Below are 17,458 nucleotides of genomic sequence, written 5' to 3' on the forward strand. Positions count from 1 at the left end.
GCTATTGGTTCTTCGCGGCCCGTTCGAGTTCGGCCGCCTTGTAGTCTTCTTCAGTGGTACGCGCGGGGTCCCAGACGACGACCTTGTTTCGTCCGCTTTCCTTGCCCTCGTACAGGGCACGGTCCGCCATCTGGATGCTCCTGTCCACTCCGAGGGCGCTGTCGTATAGCGCGACGCCCAGCGTGATGGTCGCCTTGATGGAAAGCTTGCCGTAGGAGACGGTCGTCTCTTCGATGGTCTTGCGGAAGCGTTCTGCGACGGTCTTCGCGCCAATGAGGTCCGTTTCGGGGAGGAGCGTGAGGAATTCCTCGCCGCCGTACCTGGCGAGCACGTCGTACTTGCGCAGCAGGTTGCGGATGGTGCCGGAGACCTGCTTGAGCACTTCGTCGCCGCAGGCGTGCCCGTAGGTGTCGTTCACGTTCTTGAAGTGGTCGATGTCGATGAATATGAAGCAGAGCGGCTTCCTGGTGCGTGCTATGCGCTGGATCTCGTTGTCGATGGTACGCAGCATGTCGCGGCGGTTGGGGAGCCCCGTGAGTTCGTCGGTCCTCGAAATCAGGTCGAGCTTCTTGTTCGCTTCCTCGAGTTCCTTCGTCCGTTCCCGCACTTCCTGTTCCAGCATCTCGCGATGAGCGTTGAGTTCCGCAATCTGTCGCTTGATGGTCCCGTGCATGATGTTGAAGTGCTTCGCCAGGATGCCGATTTCGTCTTGCCTCTTGCCGAAGTCGATGTCTTCTGCCTCGATGTCGCCTTCGGAAATCTTGATGGTGTGGACGATGAGCTTGGTCATGGGGAGCACGAGCTTGCGGTAGAACCAGACAGAAACGAGAAGTATCGCGATGAGGGCCGTGACGAGCATGACCTTGCTCACGAGCAGGAGTGAGGAAATCTGCTCGTCTATTTCTTCCTTGGGTTGCAGTGAGAGCAGGCCGATGTCGTAGATGGTATCGTAAACGTAGTTGGCGAGGTATTCCTGACCATCGGTGAGTGTGAAGAACCTGATTTTCTTGATTTCTTCGCTTTTCGGATTGAAGTTCTTCACGCCGAGTTCCGAAATCTTGTGATTGTCGGCGAGCCACTTCTCGAGGTCGGGGTGGTAGATGATTTCGCCTTCGGAGTTGATGGCGATGTAGTAGCCCTTCTTGCCGACCTTGCTGTCGGAGAGGATTTTCCAGAGCCTCTGCGCGGAGAAACTGGCGACAAGGCTTCCGTTTCCCTTGGCGTTGTCGGCGACGACTGTGGCGAACGCGCGCTTGGGCCGCATGTTGTCGGGGTCGCGGTACCATCCCGAGATGTAGGGCCTGTGCGGAGTGATTTTCGTAAAGTCGATGGGATACTTGGTCGCCGTCGAGACGATCATGGTGTTGTCGCAGATGAGGCTGTCGTTGCGGTCGAAGAGGGAAATCTTTTCGCCCGAGATGAACAGCGGGGAGATGTTGTAGCTCTTCAGGTAGCCGGCCGCGATGGCCGGGTCCATGCTCTTGATTTCGGATGTCTTCGCGAGCAGGGTGAGCTGGTTGCCGAACTGCTGCATCTCGTTGTGGAGGGCCGTGGACATCTGCTGCAGGTGGACCTTGTTGGCCTCGAAGGTCGATACGAGGTTCATCTGCGTATGGCGGTTCACGAAGTAGTACATGCCACCGATGGTGACGGCGGTCAGCGCACATAACAGTAGCAGGAGGCTCCTGACTATTATACTCTTGGAAAGCTTTAGGACTTTGTTGCTCATAGCTCTAGCCTACCTCTTTTTCCTTTTGCGGGTATAGGAAAAAATGAAACCGAGAATGAGGACAACGAAGAATACATACGGGGTCGGATTGATGCCCTTGCTTTCGGGCTTCTTTTCTTGGTCTGTCTCTTGTTTTGCGGTGTTGGTCGTGACGATGGAATTTTTCCAGATTTCCTGGAATTCGGCGAAGGTCATGGCGTGCGTGGGCGTGTAGCCTAACTGGGCGTCGATGATGTCGGATTTCTCCTTGAAAATCCGGTACAGCTTTTCTTCGGAGTAGAGCGCGGGGATTTCGAGCAGTTCCCAGACGGCGCTGAACATGGAAACGAGCGTCTGTTCTATGGTTCCCCATTCGGGAAGCGCGGGGTAGGTCCTTCCGGTTGCGAGCAGGGCGACCAGATCCTTGTACGTCTCGTCTTCGGCCCAGGATTCGAGAACCTTCTTGGATGCGGGCAGGAACCCGATTTGCTTGGTGTAGTCGTCGAGGCTTGCGTCTTCGGTCAAGAATAGCAGCAACTGTATGGCTTCCTTCTTGGTGCTCTTCGCGGGAATGGCGAGGTCCGAACCTCCGAGGAAGCTCACGCTGCCCGCCGTGCCTCTCGGAATGGGGAGAACCGTTACGCTGTCCTGCCCGATTCGGGCATCAGAAAGCCCTCCCTGCGAGCCGTGGATGCGCGTCTGCATCACGATTTCTGCGGTGCTCACGATGAAGGCGAATTCGCCGTTGTTGAACTGCTGCGCGATTTCTGCGGAATTGGACTGCAGCGATTCGGTGGATACGAGCGAATCCACGATGAAGGAAAGGTATTTGGCGATGCCTTCGAGCGTCGGCGCCGTAAGGATCTGCGAGTGCCACTTTCCGTTTTCGTCTTTTTCGACGAACCTGCCGCCGTAGCTCCATATCCAGGGAGCGAAATTGTGGGGTATGTTCCAGTCGCTCTTGCCCGGGAATGCGTAGCCGCGGATCTTGGCGCCGTAATCGAGCAGTTCCTTGCCTTCGTTCACCTTGCGGATGGCTTCGGAGAATCCCTTGTAGTCGCGCATGCTCTGGGGAGTTATCCCGTATTTCTTCATGATGCGCTTGTTGCCGAGCACGGGCCTCGCGTCGATAAACCAAGGGATCGCGTAGATGTTCGTGTCGGCATCGATATGGGAGGTGTACCACGAAACGGGAACGAAACGTGTGGAGTCTATCTGGTCGATGTACTCGTTCAGGTTCTTGAGAACGCCGCGGGCCGCGAAGTAGGGAACCCACGTGCTGCCGAGCTGCAGTACGTCGGGGGTGTCTTCACCGGTCTCGAGCGTATTTGAAATGCGGTTCCACGCTTCGCCCCAGTCGAGCACTTTCACCTTTACCGGAATGTGCGTCTTGGCTGTGAAAACTTCGAGTTCCTGCTCGAGTTTCTGTTGGGGCGATGCCCCGTTTGGCATAATCCATATGTTAAGGGTATCAACCGCGAAAGCCTGCGTCAAGGCTATCACTGTAAACAGTGTAATTAATCTACACCTAAGCACCATATCTCTTCCTTTCCCAGTTGGGGACGGAATATCAATCCCTTTGCTTCCCCTTGCCTAAAATAAATAATAATTTGTACATTATCCACCATAAAATACGAAAAACGGGGCTTTTATGCTAGTTTCTTGCGGGATTGCCGAACGCGAAGGAAAGTTTCTTATATGCAGGAGGCCTGCGGGCGTGCCCTATGCCGGGTACTGGGAATTCCCCGTGGGGGAGGTAGAAGGCGACGAGACCCTCGAGGATACCCTCGAGAATGCTTTTTTCGACAGGCTCACGGTAAAGCTGCGCTCGCATCGCCCCCTGGGGGCCTTCGACTCCCAATGCGAGAAAAATTGCCGTATTTTCCCGTTTTTTGCGGATTTTGGCGAGAAGAAGCCCGCCTTGACGGGGTATGACTGCGCTAAGTGGGTGAGTTTCAAGAAGTTACGAAAATTCAGGCTCTTTCCGGATACGGTGACGATTATCAAGAAAATCGAAAAATTTTCGAAAGTTTCTGTTTAAAATCTTTTTTTTAGTTATATTTTTTCTGTCGTAAAACGATAAACTCAACCCCTCAAGGAGTACAAAAATGAAAAAAGGTATCGCTGCTCTCGTTTGCGCAGGCATGATTACTCTCACTGGTTGCTATGGTAGCAACGCTCTGTTCGGCAAGCTCCACAAGTGGAACGGAACCCTTGGCAACAAGTGGCTCAACTCCATTGTGCACTTCGGCATGCATGTGATCCCGGTTTACGGCTTCGCATACTTCATCGACTACCTCGTCCTCAACACTGTTGAATTCTGGACTGGCTCCAACCCGCTCGCTTCCGGCGACTCCTACTATGAGCAGGACGCTCAGGGCAACTCCATTGCCGCCGTGAAGAACGAAGATGGCTCCCTCTCTGTCGAACTCACGTCCGCCAAGGGTGAAAAGGCCAACCTCATCCTCCAGCGCGATGAAAACGTCGTCCGCGCCCTCGACGCCAACGGCGAACTCGTCGCTCAGTACGACATCGAAAAGTAATTCGTTTCTTCAACGAAATTTCGGGACCCCGGCTTTGCGCTGGGGTTTCTTTTTTGGTTGGCGCTTGTACACGGCCGTTTTTCTCACAAAAAAATGCAGTTTTTTGCGACTATGTCCACATTTCCCCGTTTTTTAATGTATTTTGGGGGTATGAGCAGGCGTGTTTGGCATCGAACACATCTTTTTTCGCGTATTTTATGCGCGGCGGCGCTGCTGCTTGCGGCTGCCGTGTTTTCTGCCTGTGTAGAGCGGAGCGTGGAGCGGGGGAATACCGCCCTGCGCATCGGCGATTTTGACCGTGCCGTGACCAACTTCTCGAAGGCGCTCGATGACGAACCGGCGAATCGCGATGCCCGCTACGGCCTTGCGCTTGCCTACTACTCCATCGCCGAAGACAAGGAGCGTCTCAAGCAGCCTGCGCTTGACATGTGGGAAAAGACCGTGAACGAGTTCCGCATCCTCTCGAAGGTCGATTCCACCGAAAGCATTTCCGGGACCTATTCTACCGCGCTGTTCTACCTGGCGCGTGCGACGCTCTACAAGGACGGGCGTGCGAACGTGCTCCCGCTTCTGGATCATTCTATCCGGCTGGATAGCGCGAACTATTTCAGCTACAACCTCAAGGCGCTCCTGTTCGCGAAACTCGGGCGCATCGACGAGGCGAAAAAGATTTACGCGTTTATCGTGACGAAGGAACCGAAGTTCTCTTCGGCCTACCTGAACCTTGGCAACCTCTACTGGGCCGAGGGCGATATCGGTTCTGCGTGGGACATCTGGTCGATGGGCCACGAGGCGCTCCCCGAAGATGCTGAACTTTCCCGCTGGACGCGGGTTGCCGAGGATTCGCTCGGCGCGATGGTGCGGGCAGGCGAACTATGAGCATCCTTGCCGGAGTGAGCCAGTGCGCTATGCTCCACAGGGGCGGCGAGGCCGAGATTTTCAAGGTCGTTTCGCAGGGTAGGGATTATGCGCTCAAGTGGTACGCCGCGGGCGTGAAGTTCGACGCTGCCGCAATAGAGGTTTTGCCCCAGGTGCACGACCGGGGTGTCTATCGGGTACGCGAGACGGGCGAGAAGGCCGGCCGGTCTTACTTGGTGTACGATTTCGTGGATGGAGTTCCCGTGGGGGAACTGGGCGCTCTGCCTGTCGCATTCGCGATTTCGCTTGTACGTGATGTCGTGCGGGCGCTGGCCGCGCTGGCGTCGTGCGGAGTGCATCACGGGGACCTGAATCCTTCGAACGTGATTGTCTGTGCCGACGGAACGCCGGTGGTTATCGACTGTGGCATCGTGGGGCTGGGGGCTCCCGCATACGCTGCTCCCGAACGCTTCCAGGGCCACGCGCCCGACGAAAAGAGCGACCTTTATAGCGTTGGCATGCTCCTGTACCGCTTGGTCGCGGGAGAGGATCTTGTCGTGGGCGATTCCTTCGAGTCATATGCGCAGGCGGCATCGCAGGTGGACGGCCTCGACCCGGCATCGCTCCTGTACGGCAGGGGCGTGGATGCGGAAGCGCTTTCGAGCCTGGAACCCTTGTGGAAGGGGCTTTTGCGTGCCGACCCGGAAGACCGCGTGGAGGATTTCGACGAACTGGACGAACTGCTGGAAATCGCCTTCGGGAAGGTATCCGGCGGGAGTGTCGCGTGGGAAACCCTGCGGGCGCGCACTGTCGCCGCCCTCGCCGAAAAAATCGGAACGATTGGTAACGGTTCCGAAAACATATGCGCCCTTCCCGTTGAATTTGCGGTGATTAAGCCCACAGGGGGGCGGAAACGGGTCGCGTTAGCTTGTATTTTAGGTGTTATATTGTTGTTTGTTGTTCTGTTCCTCGCGTTTTCGCGCGGGGGGCCGTCTATCGACGATACCGGTGCCTCCATCTTGCAGAAATCCAGGTCGCTTGACGGGATTGCGGACGAGACGCAGGATTCCTCGGGCGGCGACAGCGGTGTTTCGGGAAAGTTGCTCGAAACCCTGCCTACGCCCGAACTTGAAGGTGTCGCTGAAGACGGTGTAACGGACGAGTAAACTTGAACGGAGTAGTTGCAGAATGAAAACGGAATCGATGCTTGCGACTGAAAAGATGCTCGATGTGGTGAAGACGCTGCTCGACGAGGAACAGCCCGAGAACCTTTTCTCTAAGATACTCGAAGTGGCGAAGGGCGTGCTCCATGCGGACGCTGCCGTGCTCGATATTTCGGGCGAGAACCCGCTCCATTTTTCTAACCCTGAACAGGTGAGTATTTCCATTTCGGCGGTGAAGCAGGCGAAGTCCGAAAGGCGCGCCGTCGTGTGGAACCAGCTCGACGACGACGGGGCCGACCTCTCGAAGTCCATTGTCCAGAACCAACTTACGAGCATCATGGTTTCGCCGTTCAGCACTCCCGACAGCGAATCGGGTTACCTGTACTTGCAGCGCGCCGCGCGAGAGGAACCCTTTACCGAAGAAGACAGCCAGCTGTTCGATTCGTTCGTGAGCGTCTGTGAAAAGTTTGCCTTTGCCGCCTATGACCGCCTGCGCGACAAGGAATCCCTGGATGTATTGAAAAATGTTGTCCGTAAGGACGGCATCTTCTATTCGAGCAAGGTGATGGCCGACCTGGTCGCGCTTGCCGAAAAGCTTGCCCTGCTCCCGCTGCCCGTGATTATCCGCGGCGAGACCGGAACGGGCAAGGAGGTGTTCGCGCGCTTTATCCACAACCATAGCCCGCGTGCCGACCGCCCGTTCATTGCGGTGAATTGCGGGGCCATTCCCGAGCACCTGATAGAATCCCTCCTGTTCGGGCATGCGAGGGGCTCGTTCACCGGCGCTATCGATACCCGCAAGGGATTTTTCGAGGAGGCCGATGGCGGCACGATTTTCCTTGACGAGATTGGCGAACTCCCGATGAGCATGCAGGTGAAACTCCTGCGCGTGTTGCAGGAAAAGCATATCACCCGCGTTGGCGACAACCGCGAAATTCCGGTGAACGTGCGCGTGATATCGGCGACGCATGTGGATCTCGAGGCCGCGGTCCGCGAGAAGCGTTTCCGCGAAGACTTGTACTTCCGCATCCAGGTGATGCCGCTTTCCATTCCGCCCCTGCGCGAGCGCGGGCAGGACGTGGTGCTGCTCGCCGAGGAATTCATCAAGCGCTACGGTGCGGAATATGGCCGCGGCAAGTTCAAGATGAGCCGCAATACCGAGAAGGCGCTGCTGGGTTACCACTGGCCGGGCAACGTGCGCGAGCTCGAAAACCGCATCCAGAAGGGCCTGGTGCAGGCGGTGCACGGCGTTATACAGCCCAAGGATATCGGGCTAGACGACGTGCAGAAGGAGGCTAAGGAAAGCCCCCGTACGCTGAAGGAAGCGCGTGAGGCCGTGGAGCGCGAAGTGATTGCGCGCGCCCTGCAGGACAGCAACGCGAACCTCACTCTGGCTGCCACGATCCTCGGGATTGACCGCAAGGTCCTCCGCGAGGTCATGGAGCGTCTGGGCATGAAGAAAGAAGATTTTAAGAACTGATGGAATGGGAGATTTGAAAAAGCGGAACAAAAAGTCCTAAACACGGTTCCAGTCTCGGTTTTTTGATTTGCTTTTTTGAGGATTTAAATTATATTTTGGTTAATAGGGCTTAAAAAACCTATATTGATAGCCAAAAGGAACACTGGCACGGAATTTGCAGAAGAATGAGTATGAAGTACGCAGCTTTCATCTCGATATTGACCCTCGCGGCGACGATGTCTTTCGCCGGTGGATTCGCTGCACCCGAATCAAGTGTTCCGACCCCCGCCGAAAGACTGGATGTCTCGAAAGGGACTCCTGATTTGGGTGCTAAAGAAAGCGCTGAATGGCAGAAGATGCGTGCTGAACGCAAGCAGGCCCGCGAGCAGATTCTCTCCAAGATTAGGGAAAGCTCCAGTGCCGAGAAGCAGGTCTTACGCCAGGACGTTTCGAAAAACAGAAACGAGAATTCTCGCTTTGAGGGGAAACCGAAAAAAATGCAGCCTCACGAACGTCAGCCGTTTTATGAAAGATCTGATTCTCCCACCGAGAATTACTTCCGAGGCCATGCTTCGCCGAATCGGTTCATACCTTGTACACCTCCTTGGTGTCCTTGGTGGAATCCGTATGCTCCGGCGAATCCGCAACCCTAATGCGCCCGCTGGCGTTTATTACCATACTAGTTTTTGCGTTGGCGTCTCTGCTGCATGCGGATACGCAGCAGGAACTGTATATGCGCGCCATGCAGGCCGAGGCAGCTGAGAATATCCCCGAAGCTCTGGCCTATTTTGAGCGTGCGGCTGCCGTTGGCGGTGAATATACCGAAGAAATTCGCGAAATTATCAAGCTCTACTACGAAGCTCTCGGAATGGCGAAGGACAGCACGGGAAAGTTCTCTTTCCGTGTTTTGAGTGATGTTGGCTTCTACGGGTTGCACTATGCTGAGTTTGGCCGCGGGAGGGTTTCCGAAAACGGGGGCGACTTGTTTGCCTCGGCTAGCGCGTTCCTGGATTACAACATCGGGGACTGGATTCATTCGCTCGGTGTAGCATTTGTCTCTGAATGGTTCTTTGCTAATGACAATATGCCCGTGTTCGATACGAACGATTGGACTCTCGCTCCCGGTCTGGAGTATTCGCTTGTTGGCAACAAACTCTACCTTGATCTCGGACTTGACTTTAACGTGAACGACGAAGGCAGTTTGAAATTGTCGGGGTATGGTTGGATCGAATATGATTTTTACAGGTCCGGCAAGCAGCGTATAGGTGTTGCGGCCATGGGATATTATCGCGATGACGGGCCCGCTTCTGCGGCGCTGTATGTGGCGTGGAACAAGACTGAAGCGTTTGGCTTCAGCTGGAATGCGTACCTCGGTGCCAAGTACGAGGCCGACTACATGGTCGATATCCTCGATTTTGTCGAACAGGCCAATAGCGATTGTGTAAGGGACATGTGGGGGAACTGCATCGACCAGTATGGTGGCGGGTCGGTGATTCCTTTCGTGAACTACTGGGCAAACTGCGTGGCTGATCATGGCGATTCCGTTTGCGCCGATAGCAAGAATGGAATTCTTCAGACTTACATGGAGGAAGCCATGGCTGAGTCGCAGGAAGCCTGGGAAAACATGCAGAATCCTCCCGAGATAGAGTTCTCGAAATACTGGAGCCGCTGGGTCGGCCCTACCTTGCGGGCGAAGTTCACCTACATGTTCAGGAACCGGATATCTATCGAAGCGAAGATAAACGCGTTTGGCGCGGCGCTTGTAGATGGTGCGTCGGAAGAATACGAGAAGATGGGCAAGTTCTCGGGAACGTGGGGACTTATGTTGTCTTGGAACCCGAGCTGGTTTACCTTATATCTGGGAGTGGAGCAGTTGTACATGAATTACTGGCTTCCAGATTCGCTCAAGGAATATTTCCCGGGAAGCAGCCTGCTGACTTCGGGCAAGGCGGGCGTCAAGGTGGAATTCTAGGACCGCTGGTTGCATTGCGGTAACGAAAAAGGACGGCCGTTAAGCCGTCCTTTTCGCATGGAGATAGTGGGAGTCGAACCCATGACCTACAGATTGCGAACCTGTCGCTCTACCAACTGAGCTATATCCCCGTTAGGTGAGCCAAATATACGTTATTTGCTCAATTTCGTCAAGATATGTTATTTGCTCTATTTCATCAAGCGGAAATGATTTTACACGGGTCTGTTGGTCGAGGTTCGCCCTTTTTTTGGGGGGTGGCCGAAACTCGGTTTCGTTTATTGCTTGTTTTTGTATCATATGTTGATTATAAACAAAATAACGTGTGAAAAAACTTGATTTTTTATGGTTTTTTCGAAATTTTTGTATTATTTTTTAGAATATGAAACCGATTGTTGAATATAAGGACTACCGCCAGTACATGCGTGATTTTTTCGAGGAGCGCAAGAGGAATTCGTACTTCACGTGGCGCGAATTCGCTAGCCTTTCCGGGTTTGTTTCGCCGACGTACCTCAAGCTGGTTTGTGACGGCAAGACGCGCTTGAGCAAGCCGGGTATAGCGAAGGTGGCTCGCGCCATGGGACTCGAGGGGTTTGACTACACGTACTTCACCCTGCTCGTGAAGTTCGAGAATGCGAAAACCGGAGCCGAGAAGGAATCGTTGCTCCAGGAACTCGAACGTGAGGCGCGCATGAACAAGATTCGCATCGTCGATGCGGATGCCATTCGCTACTACGAGTCGCCCATGTACCCGATTGTGCGTGAACTGGCGCCGCTAATGCCCGGGGCGACGTTCGGTGAGATGGCCTCCAAGATAAAGACTCCCGCTACGGCTGTCGATGTCCGCGAGGTATTGCAGTTCCTCGTTCGGGCCGATTTGCTCAGGAGGAGGGAGGACGGTTCGTACGAGCAGACGCAAACGGCGGTGAAGGGTTCCAAGGAGTCGATTCCCTTCGCCATACGGGCAATGAACAGGAAAATGACCGAGCTGGCGGTAGACTCCATTGCCGGAGATTCCACGGACAAGCGCCATTTTTCGAGTGTCACCATGGGAATAGACGGTCCGACCTATGAACGCATTTCGAGGGAGGTAGATGCCTTCCGCAAAAGGATTGTTTCTATAGCGAATGGATGCCAGAAGATAGACCAGGTCTATCAAGTGAACTTCCAGGTGTTTCCTCTTACAGATAAAATTGACGTTTCCGAAGTCAAGAAAGGTAGGTAACTATGAAGAAGATTGCGGTTTTGACAGTGTGTTTTGCGGTCGTGTTTTTCGCCTGTTCCGATTCGCCGCAATGGGTGGGAACGACCGAGAACGAAAATACGGTACATGCTTCGCCGGACGATACCACTCATCAAAACGTAAAAGAGCCTTCCCTTAGGCTAGGGGAATGCGAGGCCTCTCCTTTCCAGGAAATGTTCGAATGGCGTGGACAAGCCTTGGCAAAAAGCGCATCCGAGGAATTGCCCAAGGCGTACATTGTTCAGGATTCAGCTGGCAATGACCAGATTATGGTTCCGCTGGTGAACGATTATTGCGGAGTCGAGGCGAAACTCGCATATGTGCTTTCCGGAGATACGTTGACAGTCTCTTATGACGAAATCATTATGGCGACAAAATGCGTGTGCTATAGTGACCACTGGTTTGATTTGCCCGAGGAATACAAGGATGCCAAGTATTTCAGGTTTGAGGAGATTACCTACGAAATTGTACATTCCAAAAAGGAGGGATTATTATGAAAAAAAGATACATGTTTGCCGCGATGCTTTCGCTGATGCTTATGGCGTGCGGCGATGACTCAATGTCGAATTCGCCGGGAGATAATCATCTCGGCTCGGCCGGAAAAAAGTCCGTGAAACTCGGGGTTTGCCTGGGGTCTCCGTACGATGACTTTCTTGAAGGCAGTCTCTTGGCTAAAGAAGCCGGAGAGGAGGTACAGGGTGAATTGCCCAAAGCCTACATCGTGCAGGATTCTGCCGGCAATGAACAGGTGATGATTCTCAAGGTGAGCGATTACTGCGGCGTCGATGCGAAACTCGTGTACACGCTTTCCGGCGATACGCTGTCGATCGGTTATGGCGAATTGGGCATGGTGACGACTTGCATGTGCTATAGCGATCATTGGTTCGGCTTGCCTGCGGAATACAGTGACATCAAGTATTTCCGTTTTGACGGGATTGTCTACGAGGTCGACCGCGGCCCGGCACCGGAACCGTCTAAGCCCGTGGAAAAGGAACCGGTGGATACGCCTCCGGCGGAATATGATCCGGAAACGGGAGATTCTGTCAAGGTTGTAGAGTAGCCGACTTCTTGTACATTTTGGCGGGCCCCTTCGGGGGCCTTTTTTCGTGGTGGACTAAAAAGTTTTTGGTAATTTGTAAAATTGTGTACATTTGTACACTAAATTTTAGACGGTTTTGCCGTCTTTTCTTATATTTGGGGCATGACAAAGTCCATCGAGATACGCGACGCGCACGAGCACAACCTTCGCCATGTGAACCTTTCCATTCCCCGCGATTCCATCGTGGTGGTGACCGGCGTTTCCGGTTCGGGCAAGTCGAGCCTCGCGTTCGATACGGTGTTCCAGGAAGGGCAGAGGCGCTTCGTGGAGTCGCTCTCGGCGTACGCGCGCCAGTTCATCGGCCGCATGAAGCACCCCGAGGTGGAAAGCGTCCGCGGCATTTCGCCGACGATTTCGATTGACCAGAAGACGGTGAACCGTAACCCGCGTTCTACGGTGGGTACGGTGGTCGAGATTTTGGACCATTACCGTTTGCTTTTTGCCCGCTTGGGCGTGCCGCATTGCCCCGATTGCGGACGCGTGATCCAGGCGCAGACGGTGGATCAGATTGTCGATAATTTGTATGTGAGCGACGAGGGCAAGCAGATTACGGTGATGGCGCCGATTGTGCAGGAACGCAAGGGTGAATACCGCAAGGAACTGGCCGAGCTCAAGGAAAACGGGTTTGTGCGTGCCCGCGTGGACGGCACGATTTACAGGCTTGAAGATGTTCCGGCTCTCGTGCGCTACGAGAAGCACACGATTGAAGCGGTGATTGACCGCCTGACGCTCGAACGCAAGAACATGAGCCGCCTGCGCGAGGCGCTGGAAGGCGCGCTCAAGCTGACCGACGGAAAGCTGGTGAACTTTTTGTTGTCGACGCCGGGTGCTTCGAATGCGGGTGCAGCTTCGGGTGCCGGGAGTGCGGGTACAGGGACTGCGCCGGGGAAGGAAGAGTACCGCCTGCAGGGCACTTTGCTCGCTTGCCCCAAGTGCGGTATTTCCATTCCGGAACTGGAACCGCGATTCTTCAGCTTTAATGACCCGAAGGGCCGCTGCCCCGCGTGCAAGGGCATGGGGGAGAGTTACAAGTTCGATCTGGACTTGATTATTCCTGACAAGACGAAGTCTATTAAGGACGGTTGCATTGCGACCATCAAGAAGGATGACGGAACGCTCATCTTCAGTGATTTCGGACGACGAAACTTGAGGAACATCGCGAACGAGATGCATTTTTCGCTCGATACGCCGTGGAATAAGCTCAAGAAGGCGCAACAGGATGCCGTTTTGTACGGCACGCCGAGCGAATCAGAACGCGGGATTATCCCCATCATGCAGGAACTGTGGGACATGTGGCATATTTACCACTTCCGCAAGTATATGCAGATAGGCGTCTGCCCCGAATGCCACGGCACGCGCATCAACCGCACGGCGAATGCGGTGCAGTTCCACGGGCATAACCTCACCGAGATGACGGAATGGTCCGTCGAAAAGTCAGTGGAGTTTTTCAACAAACTCGACCTCTCCGAAAAGGAAAAGAGGATCGGCAAGGAAATCCTGAAGGAAATCCGCGGGCGACTTTCTTTCCTCAATGCGGTGGGGCTTGGCTACCTGAATATCAATCGCAAGGCTTCTACGCTGAGCGGTGGCGAAGCGCAGCGTATAAGGCTTGCGAGTGCCGTGGGTGCGGGCCTGCAGGGCGTGCTGTACGTGCTTGACGAGCCGAGCATCGGGCTCCACCCCCGCGATAACGATAAACTGCTCGGGATGCTCGAACACCTGAGGGCGCAGGGCAACTCCCTGATTATCGTGGAACACGACGAAGACACCATGCGCCATGCGGACTGCGTGATTGACGTGGGGCCGGGTGCCGGCGTGGAAGGTGGTCGCGTGATTGCGGCAGGAACCGTTGAAGAGCTGGAGAAGAACAAGGCTTCGTTGACGGGTGCGTATTTGAGCGGGCGCAAGGCAATCGAGATTCCGGAGAAGAGGAAGAAAATTGACAAGAATACGCCAAAACTCAAGATTTGCGGTGCTGCGGAAAACAACCTGAAGAATATCGACGTGGAAATCCCGCTGGACGGTGCGCTGACCGTCGTGACGGGCGTTTCGGGTTCCGGCAAGAGCACGCTTATCAACCAGATTCTGCGCCGCGAATTGGCCCGCGTGTTCTACAATGCCGAGGAACCGGTGGGCAAGTTTGACCACCTGGAAGGTCTCGAGAACATCGACAAGGTGATTGAAATCGACCAGACTCCGATTGGCCGCACGCCGCGAAGCAATCCGGCGACGTACACGAAGATTTGGGATGACGTGCGCGACTTGTTTGCCAACATGGAAGAGAGCAAGATTCGCGGTTACAGCAAGAGCCGTTTCAGTTTCAACGTGAAGGGCGGCCGCTGCGATGCCTGTGAAGGCGCTGGCGTGAAGGTCGTCGACATGCACATTCTGCCGAGCGTGCAGGTAACGTGTGAAGTTTGCGGCGGCAAGCGGTTTAACGATGCAACCCGCGAAGTGTATTTCAAGGGGAAGAATGTCTCCGAAATTCTCGACATGAGCATTGCGGATGCGGCGGAATTCTTCAAGGATATCCCGAAGATTGCGGAGCCTCTGAAGTTGCTTGTGGAAGTGGGTCTCGGCTACTTGACTCTGGGCCAACCTTCGACAACGCTTAGCGGGGGAGAGGCGCAGAGAATCAAGATTGCCTCCGAGCTGCGTCGCCCGGGCACGGGAAAGACTCTCTACCTGCTTGACGAGCCGACGACGGGCCTGCACTTTGAAGATATCCGCAAGCTCATGGACTGCCTGAACCGCTTGCGCAGTCTCGGCAACAGCGTGGTGATTATCGAACACAACCTGGATGTGATCAAGTGCGCCGACTGGATTATCGACTTGGGCCCGGATGCGGGTATCCACGGCGGCAAGGTGATTGCGACGGGAACGCCGGAACAGATTGCGAAGAGCAAGAAGTCCGAGACGGGCCGCTACCTGGCTCCGGTGCTCGCGAAGAAGCATGGCGAGAACAAGCATTTCGACCGCACGCTCAAGGGCGGTGAGGACCTTTCGCTCGACATCGAGGTGCATGGCGCCCGCAAGCATAACCTGAAGAACATCGATGTGACGATCCCGCGCCACAAGCTCACGGTGGTCACAGGCGTTTCGGGCTCCGGAAAATCCAGCCTCGCTTTCCACACGCTGTTCAGCGAAGGCCAGCGCCGCTTTGTCGAGACGTTGAGCACGTATGCCCGCCGCTTCTTGGGACGCCCCGACCACGGGAGTATTGATTCCATTTCGGGATTGGCACCGGCGATTGCGATTGACCAGAAGAGCGCAAGCAAGAGCCCGCGCAGTACGGTCGCGACCCTCACCGAAATTTATGACTACTTCCGCATTTTCTGGGCGAGGGTCGGGACCCCGCATTGTTTGAAATGCGGAAAGCCCGTGGCTTCGTACAGCGCGGGCGACCTGATGCAGCATGCTTTTGACCGCGACCTCAATAAGAAAGTTACGGTTCTTGCCCCGTTCGAAATCAAGGATGTGCTGAAACTTTCGAAAATCCTTACCGAGAAGGGCTACCGCAAAGTTTACATGGGCGACAAACTCGTGGAACTCCCGCTTCCGAAGGTTCCGACGCGCGAAAAGCAGTTGCTCGCCGTCGTCGATACGGTGACCGTGAAGGAAGAATCCCGCGCCCGTTTGGTGGAAGCGTTTGAACGTGCCTACCGCGACGGCAACGGAATCCTCTATGTGGAAAACGAAGCGGGCGAGCGCATCGTCTGTTCCGAAAAGCCCGGCTGCCCGGATTGCGGCTGGTACATGGATGCGGCTCTCAACCCGAAGTATTTCAGTTTCAACACGCACTGGGGCGCCTGCGAATCTTGCCTCGGTCTCGGACATGACTCCGACGGTCACGTGTGCCCCGATTGTCACGGCGAAAGGTTGAAGCCTGAATACCTTGCGGTGCGTATTTGCGGCAAGAACATCATGGACGTGAACCACATGAGCATTTCCGAAGCGCTCGAATGGTTCAGCCACGTGAATTTTGACGGCGAGAAAAACGCAGATGGCAAGAAGACCATCGCGGAGCCCCTGCTCCGTGAAATTGTCGGCCGCCTGAACTTCCTCAAGAGCGTGGGCCTCGGTTACATCGGCCTCGACCGCGCGGGCGACACGCTCAGCGGTGGCGAATCGCAGAGAATCCGCCTCGCAAGCCAGATCGGTAGCGGTCTCGAAGGCGTGCTCTATGTGCTTGACGAACCTACCGTGGGCCTGCACGAAAGCGATACCGCGATGCTTCTGGATACGCTTTACCGCCTGCGCGACCTCGGCAATACGCTTGTGGTGGTGGAGCACGACATGAAGATGATGCAGGCCGCCGACCACATTATCGATATGGGCCCCGCGGCGGGCGAGTTCGGTGGGGAAGTCGTTGCCGAAGGTTCTCCGGAACAGCTTTCCAAGCCCTATGCGCTCCAGCAATTCCCGCGCAGCGAGACGGTCAAGTACCTCACGCATACCATCCCGATGGCGAACGAGATTGCGGCAAAGCCCATTACCGATTCTACGGAATTCTACGAATTCGAAAAGCTGAATCATAACAATCTTAAGAATTTGTCTGTAAAGTTCCCGAAGGGCGCCATCAGCGTGGTCTGCGGTGTGTCGGGCTCGGGCAAGAGTTCCATGGTCATGGACGAAATCTTCCCGAGGCTCAAGAAGAAGTTCCAGGCCCGCGGTCGCAAAAAACAGAGCGGCGAGGTTTTGCTGGTGGACCAGAGCCCGATTTCGGGTACGCCTCGCAGCACGCCCGCGAGTTTCACGGGCGTACTTGACGACATCCGTAAGCTGTTCGCCAAGTTGCCGCAGGCCAAGATGAAGGGCTTCGATTACGGGCGGTTCAGTTACAACTTGGCCCGCGGCCGCTGCGAGGCCTGTGAGGGTCGCGGTGCCGTCGCCATCGAGATGCACTTCCTTTCGGACGTGTGGGAGGTCTGCGATGTGTGTGGCGGCAAGCGTTACAACCAGGAAACGCTCACGGTCACCTTCAAGGGCAAGAATATCGCCGACGTGCTTGACATGCGCGTGGTCGAGGCCTGCGAATTCTTCAAGGACCAGCCGAAAATCCTCCCGAAACTTGAATGCTTGCGAGACGTGGGCCTTCCGTACGTAAAGCTCGGACAATCCGTCACTACGCTCAGCGGTGGCGAATCCCAGCGCCTCAAGCTCGCGGCGGAGCTGGCGCGCAAGCCGGCAAGCGAGATGGTCTACCTGCTCGATGAACCGACTACGGGCTTGCACCTCAAGGATATCCAGATCCTCTGGAACATGTTGCGCAAGCTTTCTGCCCGTGGCGATACCGTCATCGTCATCGAACATCATCCCGATATAATACGTTTGGCGGACTGGAAGGTGGAACTTGGGCCTGTTGGAGGTTCTGAAGGCGGGTATTTGCTGAATATGGGCGAAAACGGCATATAAT

13 protein-coding genes and 1 tRNA gene are annotated in these 17,458 nt (G+C 55.1%); 11 read left to right on the plus strand and 3 right to left on the minus strand.

The annotated features are described in order from the left end of the window. Position 1: 1 nt before the first annotated feature. Both IK012_RS09115 and IK012_RS09120 read right to left on the minus strand, forming a co-directional pair. Positions 2-1,729, minus strand: a complete 1,728-nt coding sequence (locus IK012_RS09115) for a diguanylate cyclase (RefSeq protein ID WP_290953452.1) — start codon at positions 1,727-1,729, stop codon at positions 2-4. Between the two features lie 9 nt (positions 1,730-1,738). Further along, complete coding sequence (locus IK012_RS09120; protein WP_290953456.1) at positions 1,739-3,160, minus strand: extracellular solute-binding protein; 1,422 nt, start codon at positions 3,158-3,160, stop codon at positions 1,739-1,741. A 199-nt stretch (positions 3,161-3,359) separates the two neighbouring features. Between IK012_RS09120 and IK012_RS09125 the strand changes: the two genes are divergently transcribed. The 7 genes from IK012_RS09125 to IK012_RS09155 all read left to right on the plus strand — a co-directional run bounded on the left by IK012_RS09125 (position 3,360) and on the right by IK012_RS09155 (position 9,703). Next, the gene (locus IK012_RS09125) at positions 3,360-3,749 is read left to right on the plus strand and encodes an NUDIX domain-containing protein (protein ID WP_290953459.1); all 390 of its coding nucleotides are present in this window, start codon (positions 3,360-3,362) and stop codon (positions 3,747-3,749) included. 67 nt (positions 3,750-3,816) lie between these two features. Then, a complete protein-coding gene (locus IK012_RS09130) occupies positions 3,817-4,251 on the plus strand; it encodes a DUF3332 family protein (RefSeq protein ID WP_173343742.1) in 435 nt (144 codons plus the stop codon). Between the two features lie 150 nt (positions 4,252-4,401). Beyond that, entirely contained in the window at positions 4,402-5,130 is a 729-nt protein-coding gene (locus IK012_RS09135; protein WP_290953462.1) for a tetratricopeptide repeat protein, read from the plus strand. Continuing rightward, on the plus strand, positions 5,127-6,275 hold the full coding sequence (locus IK012_RS09140) for a serine/threonine protein kinase (protein WP_290953466.1): 1,149 nt from the start codon (positions 5,127-5,129) through the stop codon (positions 6,273-6,275). The genes IK012_RS09135 and IK012_RS09140 overlap by 4 nt, the downstream gene beginning before the upstream one ends. A gap of 22 nt (positions 6,276-6,297) precedes the next feature. Then, positions 6,298-7,752 (plus strand): sigma-54-dependent Fis family transcriptional regulator, encoded by a 1,455-nt coding sequence (locus IK012_RS09145; RefSeq protein WP_290953469.1) that lies wholly within the window; start codon positions 6,298-6,300, stop codon positions 7,750-7,752. 170 nt (positions 7,753-7,922) lie between these two features. Beyond that, complete coding sequence (locus IK012_RS09150; RefSeq protein ID WP_290953471.1) at positions 7,923-8,384, plus strand: hypothetical protein; 462 nt, start codon at positions 7,923-7,925, stop codon at positions 8,382-8,384. Positions 8,385-8,422: 38 nt separating this feature from the next. Beyond that, the gene (locus tag IK012_RS09155; protein ID WP_290953474.1) at positions 8,423-9,703 is read left to right on the plus strand and encodes a hypothetical protein; all 1,281 of its coding nucleotides are present in this window, start codon (positions 8,423-8,425) and stop codon (positions 9,701-9,703) included. A 58-nt stretch (positions 9,704-9,761) separates the two neighbouring features. Here IK012_RS09155 and IK012_RS09160 read toward each other — a convergent pair. Further along, positions 9,762-9,834: transfer RNA gene (locus tag IK012_RS09160), tRNA-Ala, on the minus strand. Between the two features lie 248 nt (positions 9,835-10,082). On the opposite strand from IK012_RS09160, the gene IK012_RS09165 reads away from it, so the two are divergent. The 4 genes from IK012_RS09165 to uvrA all read left to right on the plus strand — a co-directional run bounded on the left by IK012_RS09165 (position 10,083) and on the right by uvrA (position 17,457). Continuing rightward, positions 10,083-10,925: a TIGR02147 family protein gene (locus IK012_RS09165; RefSeq protein ID WP_290953476.1), complete on the plus strand. Its 843-nt coding sequence runs from the start codon at positions 10,083-10,085 to the stop codon at positions 10,923-10,925. 2 nt (positions 10,926-10,927) lie between these two features. Then, positions 10,928-11,440, plus strand: a complete 513-nt coding sequence (locus tag IK012_RS09170; protein WP_290953479.1) for a hypothetical protein — start codon at positions 10,928-10,930, stop codon at positions 11,438-11,440. Beyond that, positions 11,437-12,003 carry a hypothetical protein gene (locus IK012_RS09175; protein WP_290953480.1) on the plus strand — a complete coding sequence of 189 codons (567 nt, stop codon included), beginning with the start codon at positions 11,437-11,439 and terminating at the stop codon, positions 12,001-12,003. Before IK012_RS09170 ends, IK012_RS09175 begins: the two co-directional genes overlap by 4 nt. A 141-nt stretch (positions 12,004-12,144) precedes the next feature. After that, the gene (uvrA, locus tag IK012_RS09180; protein ID WP_290953482.1) at positions 12,145-17,457 is read left to right on the plus strand and encodes an excinuclease ABC subunit UvrA; all 5,313 of its coding nucleotides are present in this window, start codon (positions 12,145-12,147) and stop codon (positions 17,455-17,457) included. Position 17,458 lies beyond the last annotated feature (1 nt).

This window comes from Fibrobacter sp. (genome assembly GCF_017551775.1).
Lineage (GTDB): Bacteria > Fibrobacterota > Fibrobacteria > Fibrobacterales > Fibrobacteraceae > Fibrobacter.